Origin of the sequence: Rhizobium mesoamericanum STM3625 (genome assembly GCF_000312665.1) — a bacterium.
Lineage (GTDB): Bacteria > Pseudomonadota > Alphaproteobacteria > Rhizobiales > Rhizobiaceae > Rhizobium > Rhizobium mesoamericanum.
In genome coordinates, this window is the sequence record NZ_HF536773.1 from 551,235 (window position 1) to 564,498 (window position 13,264).

At 60.4% G+C, this 13,264-nt stretch carries 6 protein-coding genes; 4 read left to right on the plus strand and 2 right to left on the minus strand.

What is annotated here, in order from left to right:
* Window positions 1–160 precede the first annotated feature (160 nt).
* From BN77_RS22880 to BN77_RS22895, 4 genes are all read left to right on the plus strand, one after another.
* Window positions 161–5,638, plus strand: a complete 5,478-nt coding sequence (locus BN77_RS22880) for an alpha-2-macroglobulin family protein (RefSeq protein WP_007536509.1) — start codon at window positions 161–163, stop codon at window positions 5,636–5,638.
* Entirely contained in the window at window positions 5,635–7,716 is a 2,082-nt protein-coding gene (gene pbpC / locus BN77_RS22885) for a penicillin-binding protein 1C (protein WP_007536510.1), read from the plus strand. Before BN77_RS22880 ends, pbpC begins: the two co-directional genes overlap by 4 nt.
* Window positions 7,717–7,913: 197 nt before the next feature.
* On the plus strand, window positions 7,914–8,306 hold the full coding sequence (locus BN77_RS22890; RefSeq protein WP_007536511.1) for a hypothetical protein: 393 nt from the start codon (window positions 7,914–7,916) through the stop codon (window positions 8,304–8,306).
* Window positions 8,307–8,580: 274 nt separating this feature from the next.
* On the plus strand, window positions 8,581–11,082 hold the full coding sequence (locus BN77_RS22895) for a heavy metal translocating P-type ATPase (RefSeq protein WP_007536512.1): 2,502 nt from the start codon (window positions 8,581–8,583) through the stop codon (window positions 11,080–11,082).
* A 137-nt stretch (window positions 11,083–11,219) separates the two neighbouring features.
* Here BN77_RS22895 and BN77_RS22900 read toward each other — a convergent pair whose 3' ends face one another.
* Complete coding sequence (locus BN77_RS22900; protein ID WP_040678674.1) at window positions 11,220–12,197, minus strand: alpha/beta hydrolase; 978 nt, start codon at window positions 12,195–12,197, stop codon at window positions 11,220–11,222.
* A 230-nt stretch (window positions 12,198–12,427) separates the two neighbouring features.
* Window positions 12,428–13,258 carry an endonuclease/exonuclease/phosphatase family protein gene (locus BN77_RS22905; protein ID WP_040678676.1) on the minus strand — a complete coding sequence of 277 codons (831 nt, stop codon included), beginning with the start codon at window positions 13,256–13,258 and terminating at the stop codon, window positions 12,428–12,430.
* Between the last annotated feature and the right edge of the window lie 6 nt (window positions 13,259–13,264).

The following is a 13,264-nucleotide window of genomic DNA, read 5'->3' on the forward strand; positions in this document are numbered from 1 at the left end:
TCGTACATGGCCTTGCGCCAAGCAAACGAAAAGCAGGTACCTCACGCCTATGTGAGCGCCGCCTTGGCTCATTGCGGAACAGCGTTTTGTCTGAGTTGACAAGCGGTTGTGGAGTGCAGAAAGTGCAGCCCGGACCAGCGCCAGCACCTTGGGGGGACCTATGTCCGTACGCGCGTTTTTCGCCATCGCCGCCGTTGCTCTCTCGTCAATTTGCGCGAGCCTTCCCGCCAAGGCGGCGGATACGAGGCGCACAATCCTGACGATCCAGGATGCCGATTATTTCGGCTTTGATCTGCGAACCGAGCAAAATCTCACACTCGATCAGTGCAAGGCATCCTGCATCGGCGACAAATCCTGCAAGGCCTTCACCTATAATCCGAAGGTAAAATGGTGCTTCCTGAAGTCCGATTTCAAAACGATGAACGCGTTTCCAGGCGCCATCGCCGGCAAGATCGTCGAAGCAGCATCGACAAAGCCGGAACCAGACATCGGCGCGGCCCCCCGCCTAAGCTTCCTGTCGGGCGACATCATCCAGCAGGCGCGCGATGACAAGGCCAACCTTGAAGTAGCCGACGATCAGCAGGGCCAGAGCGCCGAAAGCCTGATTGCCAACGGCCGCCTTGACCTGACGGCGGGCAATATCGTCGACGCTGTAAAGTCCTTCCGCAGTGCGCTTGCTCTTTCCCCCGACAACGCCGATCTCTGGCTGGAGACGGCACGTGTTGCCGACAGCTTCGCCAAGACCGACGACAACGACGGCAGTGAAATCTACGGCCAGGCCGTACTCGCCGCGGTAAATGGCTACAATTTGACCCGTACGACGTCGAGCCGTGCCGAAGCACTTTCCGTACTCGCCGGAGCGCTCGAGAAGAACACCAACTATCGCGCCGCCCTCAATGCCTACAAGGCAAGCCTGGCGCTGGTGAACTCCAGGGAGATTCAGGCAGCTTTCCTGCAGCTGAAATCGACGCAAGGCTTTCGCATAACCGACCATACAGTCGACGCCGACAGTGCAAATCCCCGCGCCTGCGCGACATTTTCCGAATCCCTCGTCAAGACCTTGGATTATGCGCCTTTCGTGACATTGAATGGTGCCGCGCCGAAAGCGCTCGAAACCAAGGACAAGCAGGTTTGCGTCGAAGGCCTGACCCACGGGGAAAACTACAAGATCACCTTCCGTACTGGCCTGCCCTCATCGGTTGACGAGGTCCTTGAGGCTCCGGTCAGCTTCGATATCTACGTCAAGGATCGCACGGCAAGCGTGCGCTTTACTGGCGACAGTTTCGTGCTGCCGTCGACCGCGCGGCGTGGACTCCCGATCGTTTCGGTCAACATGACGTCGGCCAATCTCAAGCTCTACCGCATCGGTGATCGTGGCATCGCACCGCTTATGACGAGCTCGCAGTTCCTGACCCAGCTCGATGGCTATAGTGCGCAGCGGATCGAGGACGAGAGCGGTGAGCTGGTCTGGCAAGGCTCGATCGATATTGCCAGCGATCTCAACAAGGATGTCGTCACAAGCTTCCCGGTGGATGAGGCACTGCCCGAACGCAAGCCGGGCGTCTATGTGCTGATGGCAACCGCTCCGAACGCGCCGGATCAGGACTGGAATGCGCAGGCGACGCAATGGTTCGTCGTTTCTGATATCGGTATCACGACCTATGCCGGCACGGATGGCCTCAACGTGTTCACCCGCTCACTGGCTTCGGCAAAGCCGATTGCTGGTATCGAGCTGCAGCTTCTGGCAAAGAACAATGAAGTGCTCGGCACCGCGACGACGGATGAGAACGGTCGCGCGACGTTTGCCGCCGGCCTGATACGTGCGACGGCCGCCCTGACCCCCGCGGTCATCACGGCCAAGAACGGCAGCGCCGATTATGTCTTCCTCGACATGACCCGTGCCGGCTTTGATCTCTCCGATCGCGGCGTCACCGGCCGCGCTTCGCCTGGCGCCATCGATGTCTTGAGCTGGACGGAGCGTGGCATTTATCGCGCCGGCGAAACGGTTCATGCTGCAGCCCTTGCCCGCGATAACGATGGCAAGGCCATCGAAAACCTGCCGCTGACCTTCATCTTCCTGCGCCCCGATGGCGTCGAGGACCGCCGGATCGTCAGCCAGACCAGCAATCTCGGCGGCTATGCCATTGACCTGCCCGTTCAGGAAAACGCTATGCGCGGCACCTGGACGATGAACATCCACACCGATCCAAAAGCCTCGCCGATTGCGACGAAAACCTTCCTAATCGATGACTTCGTCCCGGATCGCACCGACATGGAGATCAAGACCGAGGCGAAGGTCATCGGTCCGGAAACGCCCGCGACAATCGACATCAGCGGTAAGTATCTCTATGGCGCACCGGCTGCGGGGCTGTCGCTTGAAGGCGATGTTGTCATCAAGCCGACACGGCAGACGGATGCATTTCCCGGCTATTTCTTCGGCCTCGCCGACGAGGAGGCGAGCGAAGACACACGCCTGACGATCGACGGACTGGCCGAACTCGACGAAAACGGCGAGAGTGCCACGGATCTTACCGTCGGCGATCTGCCGGCCACGACGCAGCTTCTCAACGCCACAGTCTATATCCGGATGCAGGAGGCCGGTGGTCGCGCCATCGAGCGTTCGCTCGTTCTTCCCGTCAAGAACCAGGGCCCAAAGGTCGGCATCAAGCCGGAATTCTCTGGTGAAGTCGGCGAGAATTCGATCGCCAACTTCACCATTATCGGCGTTGATGCAGACGGAAAGAAGCAGGCGATCGGCGGCCTGCGCTGGAAACTCTATAAGCTCAACCGTGACTATCAATGGTATCGTGACGGCACTGCCTGGAAATACGAACCGATCTACACCGCCGAGCAGGTTGCCAACGGCAACGTCGATGCCTCTGCGGACGGGACGAAGATATCGTCTCCCGTCGCCTGGGGGAGATACCGCCTTGAAGTCGAAAGCACTGCGACCGACGGCCCGACCTCCAGCGTCGAGTTCGATGCGGGCTGGTTCGTCCAGACGACGTCGACAGAGACGCCTGACGGGCTTGAGATCGCGCTGGACAAGGACAGCTACAAGATCGGCGAGATGGCCAAGCTGAAGGTCTCGTCGCGTTACGCAGGCGAATTGATGATCGCCGCTGGTACAGAAAATCTCATCGCCGTCCAGAACGCATCAATTGGCGAGAATGGCGGGGAAGTCGACATTCCCGTCACCTCCAATTGGGGTGCCGGTGCCTACGTTACGGCGACCCTATTTCGCCCCGGCGATGCGCTGGATAGCCACATGCCGATGCGCGCCATTGGCGTGAAATGGCTGAAAGTCGATCCGGCTGAGCGTGCAATGCAGGTCAAGATCGACGCGCCGGAGAAGATGCTGCCGCGCGCACCACTACCGATCACGCTTGCCGTTGCCGGTGCAGGCGCCAACGAGGACGCCTATGTGACCGTTGCTGCCGTCGACGTCGGCATTCTCAACCTCACTCGCTACGAACCGCCAAACCCGGAAGACTGGTATTTCGGCCAGCGCCAGCTCGGTCTCGAAATTCGAGACCTTTACGGGCGGCTGATCGATGGTTCGCTCGGCGCCACCGGCAAGCTCAGGACGGGGGGTGACGGAGGTGCCGTGGCGCTTCAGGGAAGTCCGCCGACGCAAAAGCTCGTCGCCTTCTTCTCCGGCCCCGTGAAACTCGACGCGCAGGGCAAGGCAAACGTCAGCTTTGATATCCCGCAGTTCAACGGAACAGCCCGTGTCATTGCTGTCGCCTGGTCGAAGGCTGGTGTTGGCCATGCGACAAAGGATGTCATCATTCGCGATCCGGTCGTCGTGACGGCGAGCCTGCCGCGCTTCCTCGCACCCGGAGATAGGTCCGAGCTTCGCCTCGATATTGCCAACACGGACGCGCCGGCAGGAGACTTTAAGCTGACTGTGACCGGCAACGAGGCGGTGGGCGTCGACCACGCTTCGCAGACGATCCATCTCAAGGTGGGCGCGAAATCTTCACTGACCCTTGCGGTCGCAGGCAAGCAGCCTGGCAATGGTAGCGTTTCGATCAACCTTTCCAACGCCTCGGGTCTGTCGCTGGACCAGACGATTGATGTCCCAGTCCGGCCAGCTGTATTGCCGATGACTGAACGCCGCGTACTGGCGCTCAATCCATCTACCAAGCTGAGAGTCGATAAGGCCTTGTTGGCCGACAGCGTGTTGCCTGGCGCCTCCATAAGCGTCAGCGTCACGCGTTCAGCCGCCTTCGACATTCCCGCTCAGCTGATGTCGCTCGACCGCTACCCGTTTGGCTGCGCCGAGCAGACGACGAGCCGTGCCCTACCGCTCCTCTATCTGAGCGAGCTTGCCAGGCAGGCAGGCCTAGAAGATGACGCCGATGTCAAGAAGCGCGTTCAGGACGCAATCTACCGGGTCCTTTCCTATCAGGCTTCGGCAGGAAGCTTCGGCCTTTGGGGTCCGGATAGCGGCGATCTCTGGCTCGATTCCTATGTCACCGATTTCCTGACCCGCGCGCGCGAGCAGAAATATGACGTCCCGGATCGCGCGTTCGCACAGGCCTTGGAAAACTTGCAGAATGCGCTGAGCTATGACGTCAATGTCAAGGATCAGGGCGATCAGATCGCCTACGCACTCTATGTGCTCGCCCGCAACAAGAAAGCCGCGATCAGCGATCTTCGCTACTACGCCGACACGATGATCAACGATTTCCCGACTCCGCTTGCCAAGGCCCATATAGCGGCAGCACTGGCGCTTTATGGCGATGCGACCCGCTCGAAAAACATCTTCGTCGATGCCCTGCAAATGTCGGAGCAATCGATGGTCACGCGCGTCAATCTTTCCAGGACGGACTACGGCTCGATCCTGCGGGATGGTGCTGCAATCCTTGCTCTTGCAGCCGAGAGCCGCCCGGTCCCGCCGGTGGTGCCTGAACTCGCGAAAGCTGTCGCCAAGGAATGGAATCGTAGCAAATATACCAGCACCCAGGAGCAGGCCTGGATGCTGCTTGCCGCACGTGCCATAGAGGGCGGCGACGACTCGATCAAGATCGACGTGAACGGCGCGCTCCACAACGGCGCCTATTTGGCGAAGATGACCGGGGATGCATTGATGGGCAATGCGCTCACGCTCACCAACCAGACCGGCGAGCCCCTCTCGGCGGTCGTAACAACAGTCGCCGCCCCCGTCGTACCGCCGGCCGCAGGCGGCGACGGCTTTGCCATCGAGCGCACTTACTACACGATGGATGGCGAAGAGGCCAACGTGACAGAGGCAAAGCAGAATGAACGCTACGTCGTCGTCCTGCACATCACCGAAAGCAACGACTGGCCCTCACGCACCGTCGTCACAGACCTGCTGCCGGCCGGCTTCCAGATCGACAATCCTAGCCTGGTCGACAGCGCGCAACTGACGAACTTCGACTGGATCGGCGAGGTGACGGCTGCCCACACCGAGTTCCGAAACGACCGCTTCGTGGCGGCGTTCAACCGCTCAGCAGATGACAATCGCGAAATCAATGTCGCTTATGTCGTTCGCGCCGTCACACCTGGCACTTACGATCACCCGGCTGCCGTTGTTGAGGACATGTATCGGCCGCAGCTTTCGGCACGTACGGCGACCGGCAAGATGGAGGTCACCGCGGCGTCGAAATGAGAAAGAAGAAGAAGCTCGCGATTCTAAGCGTCGCCTGCATTCTCGTTGCCGGCGCCGGGCTGGTCTTGCTCGACGCCGCCGACCATGCCTATCCGCCGCCGCTCGACAATGCTGGAACGGTCTCTGCCGAAGTGCGCGACTCGGACGGTCAGCTGCTTCGGGCCTTCGCAACACCCGACGGTCTCTGGCGCTTGAAGACCACCGCGGCAGATGTCGATCCGCAATTCCTCAAGATGCTGATCGCCTACGAGGACCGGCGGTTCTACACCCATGCCGGCGTCGATCTGCAGGCGCTAGGCCGTGCCGCCATCCAACTGCTGACCAACGGCCGCATCGTTTCTGGTGCATCGACCCTGTCGATGCAGGTCGCGCGGCTGATCGAACCGCGCGAGGGCCGTTCGCTGTCGGCGAAGCTTCTCCAGATGGCCCGCGCCCTTCAGATCGAACGGCGGCTGTCGAAAGAGCAGATCCTTGATCTCTATCTGACGCATGCGCCCTATGGCGGCAATCTCGAAGGCGTGCGGGCTGCAAGCCTTGCCTATTTCGGCAAAGAGCCGCGGCGGTTGACGGTCGCCGAAGCATCTTTGCTCGTCGCGCTGCCGCAGCTACCTGAAAAGCGCCGCCCGGACCGTAATCTCGCAACGGCCGAAGCGGCACGCAAGCGGGTGCTGGAGCGTGCCGCCGTCGCCGAAGCTGTCGGCGAGGGCGAGGCCGCGCGTGCGGAAATCGTGCCGGTGCCATCTCGTCGTATGCAGCTTCCCGCGCTCGCCGCCCATGTCGGCGAAGCGGCGCGACGAAAGGATCCGAAGGCGACGCAATACTTAACGACACTGAAGAAACAGGTGCAGATAGGATTGGAAGCCGTTGCCCGCGCGTCCGCCCTGCAACTCGGCCCGAAGCTGTCGATCGCCATGGTCATGGCCGATGCACAGACCGGCGACATTCTCGGCGAGGTTGGTTCAGCCGACTATTTCGATGCCAGCCGTTCGGGCTGGATCGATATGACGCGCGCTAGCCGATCGCCAGGCTCTACTCTGAAGCCCTTCATTTACGGCCTCGCGTTTGAAGAAGGCCTCGTCAGCCAGGAAACAATCATCGAAGATCGTCCGGCCGATTTCTTCGGCTACCGACCGCGAAACTTTGACATGAGCTATCAGGGCGACGTCACGGTGCGCGAAGCATTGCAATTGTCGCTGAATGTTCCCGCTGTAAAGCTGCTTGACGCGGTCAACCCGTCCAAGCTGCTCATTCGCTTCCGCCGCGCGGAGGTGCGTCCAGTGTTGCCCGCCAACGAGACGCCAGGCCTGGCAATCGGCCTCGGTGGCCTCGGAATTACGCTAAAGGATCTGGTCCAGCTTTATACCGCACTCACCAACCATGGTCAGCCAATCCGCATCGGCGATGGCGTCAACGACCGCCCCGGCAAGATCGACGGCGAAGGCATGCTTGATCCGGTGGCCGTCTGGAATGTCGCCGATATTCTCTCCGGCGTCATTCCGCCGGCCGGCGCCCCCAAACGGGGGATCGCCTTCAAAACCGGCACGAGTTACGGCTATCGCGATGCTTGGTCCGTTGGCTACGATGGACGCTACGTGCTTGGCGTCTGGGTGGGGCGACCGGACAATGGCGCGGTGCCTGGATTGACAGGTTTTGGCACCGCAGCGCCCATCCTCTTTGAAGGCTTCGCAAAATCAGGGATCGCGACGACGCCCCTGCCTCGTCCGCCATTGGGAGCAATGCGGATCACACAGGCCGAGCTGCCGATCAGCCAACGTCGCTTCGCAGTCAATCCAAGTGGCCTGTTGGCAACCTCCGGCCGCGAACCGGCGCCGCAGATCGTCTATCCGCCCGAGGGTGCCCATGTCGATCTCGGGGCGAAGAACGGCGAGCTTTCTCCATTGATGCTGAAACTGCAGGGTGGCCGTGCCCCCTTCCGCTGGCTTGTCAACGGCAAGCCATTACCCGATATCTCCCGGCGCCGCACCAATCAGTGGGTGCCCGACGGCGGCGGTTACTCCAAGCTCACGGTGATTGACGCCATGGGCCGGGCAGCCAGCGTCGGCGTCTTCGTCGACTGAGCGATACGAGCTCGACGGTCGGGTTAGGCTCCTACATCCAAGGATGTAGGTGCCATCAAAGATAAGTTGCGCCTATATTAGTCTCGCCTAAATCTGAGGGTTGTCCTGGTATCACCCTCGATCGTGGTCGATTTCCCTTGTTTGCGTTGTCTGCGTCCAACACCGCATCGTCGAAATGCGGCTCTAAAGAGGTGAGCATGAGCAACAGCGAGGAGCCGCGGTGGGAGCTCGACGATGAGCTCAAGACCTTGTCGATCACATTTCCGACGGATCCACCGGTCGCGTTCGTGCTTGACGCAGAGGCGGTATCAAAGCTCATCGATGGTGTCGGGCAAATCAGGGCTGAGATGCTTCCATACTACCAGGAAAGTTGGAAAGGCGGACAGATGGTCAATGCCGTGCTCGATCCACATTGGTATTCGGAACCTGACGCGTTGCTTGGCGAGTCACTTCTCCACATTCGCGATCCGCGCTTTGGATGGCTGCATTATGCCCTGCCCCGAGAATCCGCAAGGGCCTTGGGAACCCTCTTGCTGCACCAGGCTGATGAGGGACCTGACGATGAGCAAGAACAGCATCGCAAAAACTGATCCTCACCGAATGGTAGGCCCACGTACCACTTTTGTCTGAAGTGTAATCAACGTCAGGTCGTGCTTTTATAATCCGGCAAGATGCGGAATTTGTTTCGAGTAATATTTCAGTATCTGCCATTATCCTTGCAGTTGACAAATGGCCTGCCTCGCGGCAGGCCATTTGTGCTCGTGCAGGCTTCTCACAAAATTCGTCCGGCTTTCCGCTTGACCTTCCAATCGCTGGAAGGTTCATAAGACTATCCACTGCCATCTCAGGCAAAGGAGAATCCGTATGGAGAGCAACCACGATCACCGCCACCACGATCATCCTGGCCATGGTCATGGCGCGACGAATACCGACAGCATCGTGCGCGATCCTGTTTGCGGCATGACAGTCGATCCCGGGGCCGGAAAACCTTCGCTTCAATATGATGGCTTTACCTATCATTTCTGCTCGGACGGCTGCCGGCGAAAGTTCGAGACTGCGCCGCAAGACTATCTGACGGCGACGGATCCGGTTTGCGGGATGACAGTCAAACGCGCCACTGCAAAGCACATGCTGAAGCACAACAGCGAAATGTTCTACTTCTGCTCTACAGGCTGCAAGGCGAAATTCGAAGCCGATCCCAGCGCTTATCGCGACGGTAACGGGCCTTTACAGAAGCCGATGCCGAAAGGCACGCTTTATACCTGCCCGATGCATCCGGAAGTCATCAGCGATCATCCGGGCGACTGCCCGAAATGTGGGATGGCCTTGGAACCGATGGGTATTCCGCCGGTTGACGAGGGACCAAATCCGGAATTGGTGGATTTCACCCGCCGCCTCTTTGTGAGCGGCGCCCTTTCGATCCCCCTGCTTGCAATAGCCATGGGACCGATGATCGGCTTGCCGCTGCGCGACAGGATTGGCGAACCGCAAGCGACTTGGATCGAACTGCTTCTTGCCACGCCGGTCGTGCTTTGGGCCGCCTTGCCGTTCTTCCGGCGAGCCCTTGCATCCCTTGTCAATCGAAGCCCCAATATGTGGACGCTGATTGGGCTAGGTGTAGGAACGGCCTATCTTTACAGTGTCGTCGCCACAATCGCACCCGGTATTTTCCCGCACACATTCCGCGGCCATGGCGATGCCGTTCCCGTCTATTTCGAAGCGGCCGCCGTCATAGTCGCTTTGGTCTTTGTCGGTCAGGTTCTGGAATTGAAGGCCCGCGAGAAGACCGGTTCAGCGATACGCGCACTGCTTGATCTCGCACCGAAGACCGCGCGCCGCATCAATGCAGACGGCACGGAAGTCGACGTCGCCGTGGATGAGATCCAAGTCGGAGATCATGTCCGCGTTCGCCCGGGCGAACGGATTCCGATCGACGGTTCCGTCAGCGAAGGGCAATCGACCCTCGATGAGTCCATGATAACAGGCGAACCGATCCCGGTCGAAAAGCAGAAGGGCGACGCGGTGACCGGAGGTACGATCAACAAGAACGGAACGCTCGTGATGATCGCCGAGAAGATCGGCGCCGACACGACGTTGTCCCGAATCGTCGACCTCGTCGCAAAAGCCCAGCGTTCGCGCGCGCCCATTCAGGGCGCCGTCGATCGCGTTTCAGCGATCTTTGTTCCTGCTGTCGTCGCCGCGGCCGTCATCGCCTTCATCGTCTGGAGTCTTGTCGGTCCAGAGCCACGCATGGCACACGCGTTGCTCGCCGCCGTTGCCGTGCTGATTATTGCGTGCCCCTGCGCACTTGGCCTCGCAACACCCATGTCGATCATGATTGCGACCGGTCGCGGTGCTCAGGAGGGTGTTCTGATAAAGGACGCTGAAGCGCTTGAACGCTTCGCGCGGGTCGACACGCTGATCGTTGACAAGACGGGAACGCTGACCGAAGGAAAACCCAGGCTTACAGATGTCGTGCCCGTTGGCGGCGCCGAGGAAATGCGCCTGCTAAAGCTCGCGGCCAGCCTCGAGCGTGGATCCGAGCACCCGTTGGCCGAGGCCATTGTGTCCGGCGCGCAGGAGCGCGGCGTTGATCTCGGCGAGGTCACCGACTTTGAAGCAAGAACCGGCAAGGGTGTGCGAGGCAAGGCCGAAGGGGTCAGCCTGGCGCTTGGCAACGCCGCAATGATGGACGATCTCGGTATCGACATTACGCCTGTTGCCGATCAGGTTCGCTCGTTGCGTGACGCCGGCAAAACGGTGATGTTCGTGGTCATCGATGAAAGGCTCGAAGGCTTCGTGGCGGTTGCCGACCGGATCAAGCAGACCACAGCGGCTGCCATCAAGGCGCTGCACGACAACGGCCTGAAAATCATCATGGCAACGGGTGACAATGAACGCACGGCGCGCGCGGTTGCAACGAGCCTCGGCATCGACGAGGTACGTGCCGACGTTCTACCCGAAGGCAAAAAGGCTTTGGTCGATGAACTGCGCGCTAAGGGTGCAGTGGTCGCGATGGCCGGCGACGGCGTCAATGACGCGCCTGCGCTGGCTGCCGCCGACGTGGGCATCGCGATGGGCACCGGCGCTGACGTTGCAATGGAAAGTGCCGGCCTGACGCTTGTCAAAGGTGATCTGAACGGGATCGTTCGCGCAAGGCGGCTGGCGATGGCCACGATGCGCAACATCCGCCAGAACCTCGGCTTTGCTTTCGGTTACAACGCGCTCGGCGTCCCTTTGGCTGCAGGCGTACTCTACCCGATTTCCGGACTGCTGCTGTCGCCGATGATCGCTGCCGCCGCCATGAGCTTGTCATCGGTTTCAGTGATCGCCAACGCGCTGCGCCTGCGGCTCGCGAAGCTATAGGAGGTCGCCATGACCACGGCAATGACAGGCCGGATTGCCTAATCCTTAAGGAGAAATTGGACAATCGACCGGACCAAGTCTCTGCGGCGGCGACATTATCTTAGCTGCCCCACTATCTCCCCTGCCAATGCGGGACGCTACTGCGGCTTGTCCGCGAAATGCTCGGCGGCGTATTGTGCAACGCGCTGGTTCGACTGTCTTGCATCATCGATCCAGGAGGGAAAGAGCTGCCACTGATGGATCATGCCTGGCCAGATCTCCGTCTTGACGTCGACACCAGCCTCTCGAGCCTTGTCGGCAAGACGCAAGGTGTCGTCGACGAGCGCTTCGCCTGAACCAACCTGCATCATGAGCGGGGGGAATCCGGTCATATCGGCGTAGAGAGGCGACACCATCGGATCGGTGGGCGAGCGTGTTCCGAGATAGGCCTTGCGGATGCGATCGAGCTCGGCGGCGTCAATCACCGGGTCACTACCTGCATTTGCCTTCAAGGACGCGCCCGTGGCGGCAAGATCGGTGATAGGGCTAATCGCAACCACCGCCGCGGGTAAGGGTCCCCTCACCCGCATTTGCCGCAGGGTGGCTTCAATTGCCAAGTTCCCGCCAGCGGATTCGCCAACTATCACGATGTTATCGTTCTCATAGCCGGCATCAAGCAGCCACCGATAAGCGGCCAACGTGTCATCGATCTGAGCCGGATACGGATTGTCAGGCGCGAGCCGGTAGTCGATGAGCAGGACGTCAGCGGAGGCCGCCTTGGCCAGCGAGCCGGCTATTGCTCGGTGCGTGCGAAGCGAACCACTGTAGAAGCCGCCGCCGTGAACATACAGGATAGCTCTCCGGCCGAGCGGATGATGCAGTCTTGCCGGCCAGATGAGCTGCGCATCGACACCACCAGCATCGACCGACCTGATTTGGACGCGTGTCGGCTCCGGGGTGGTTTCCATCAGGCTTTCGAAGGCTTGCCGCCGGTCGCGCAGACTGTCGCCTTTCCGGTACTGCCCCCAGGTTTGGACAAGCTTCTGGATCTGTTGCTTTGAGGCTGGAGACTGGGGTGGAGGGTCCCATGCCCGGGCAGATACCGGCAAAAGCGTGACGGCAAGGCCTATCGCCATCCACGCACCCCGGACTCTGGTCATGGCGGTGGCAATCGCCGCCGATGCATGACCACGCAACACGTCGGCCCTATCTCGCAAAGCCTCTGCCACAAGCACCACACGCAATCTCCTCGTCCAAGGTCTGTCCAGATGAGCAGAACCTGCCATGACCGCAGGCAGTGTCAAGGCTTGGTGATCGCGATCACAACAGGTGCCTTGCGAAGTGGTTAGTGAGGTTTCGAGGAAGGCTAGCCCTTCGTGTTCAGCTCTTCCATCCGCTTGAGATTGACCACTGCTTTAACAGGCAGGTGGTCGGAAGCGACGCGCGAAAGCGGGGTGTCATGGGCCTCCACTGCTGTCACGACACCCTTGCGGTTTGCCATGATGCGATCAAGGGCAAGAATGGGAAGTCGGGCCGGAAAGCTCGGGACCGCCACGGGCTGCGGGCCGAAAGCCGATTGGATCGTGTGGAGCGATGAACGGTCACCGAGCCGCCATTCATTGAGATCGCCGAGCAGGATGGTGGGGACCTCCCTCTTGTCGGCCATCAGTTCGACAAGCATTTTGGCCTGCTGCGCGCGTGAATGGCGAAGCAGGCCAAAATGGGCGGCGATGATGCGCAAGGCGCCGCCGCGTTCCAACTCAAGTTCAGCGACGAGTGCGCCACGAGGTTCCAGCCCGGGAAGATTGATCTGGTGCACGTCACGAACGAGACCTCGCTTGAAAAGCACGACGTTGCCATGCCAGCCGTGCGCCTTGGCCATGCCGTTGACCGGGACCGGGATCAGCCCCGTCTCCCTCTCCAGCCGGCCAAGATCGAGTATCCCAGTGCGCTCGCCAAAGCGGGTGTCGGCCTCCTGCAGTGCAATGACGTCTGCGTCGATCTCGTGGATGACCCGGCTGGTTCGCTCCGGGTCGAAGCGCCGGTCATTGCCCACGCATTTGTGAACGTTGTAGGAGGCGATCAGCGTGCCTTCCGACCGCGGCCTTTGCTCGGCATGTGCTGCATCCAGCCGCTTTCTTCTATTGCGGATCGACGCGAGGATGTTGGCGGGCAGGTTGTCTTTTTTGGCACGCATCGGAAT

Bases quoted from the DNA above. Each gene is read 5' to 3' on its own strand.
- BN77_RS22890 (WP_007536511.1), top strand. From the start codon at position 7,914: ATGAGCAACAGCGAGGAGCCGCGGTGGGAGCTCGACGATGAGCTCAAG.
- pbpC (WP_007536510.1), top strand. From the start codon at position 5,635: ATGAGAAAGAAGAAGAAGCTCGCGATTCTAAGCGTCGCCTGCATTCTC.
- BN77_RS22900 (WP_040678674.1), bottom strand. From the start codon at position 12,197: ATGGCGATAGGCCTTGCCGTCACGCTTTTGCCGGTATCTGCCCGGGCA.
- BN77_RS22905 (WP_040678676.1), bottom strand. From the start codon at position 13,258: ATGCGTGCCAAAAAAGACAACCTGCCCGCCAACATCCTCGCGTCGATC.
- BN77_RS22895 (WP_007536512.1), top strand. From the start codon at position 8,581: ATGGAGAGCAACCACGATCACCGCCACCACGATCATCCTGGCCATGGT.
- BN77_RS22880 (WP_007536509.1), top strand. From the start codon at position 161: ATGTCCGTACGCGCGTTTTTCGCCATCGCCGCCGTTGCTCTCTCGTCA.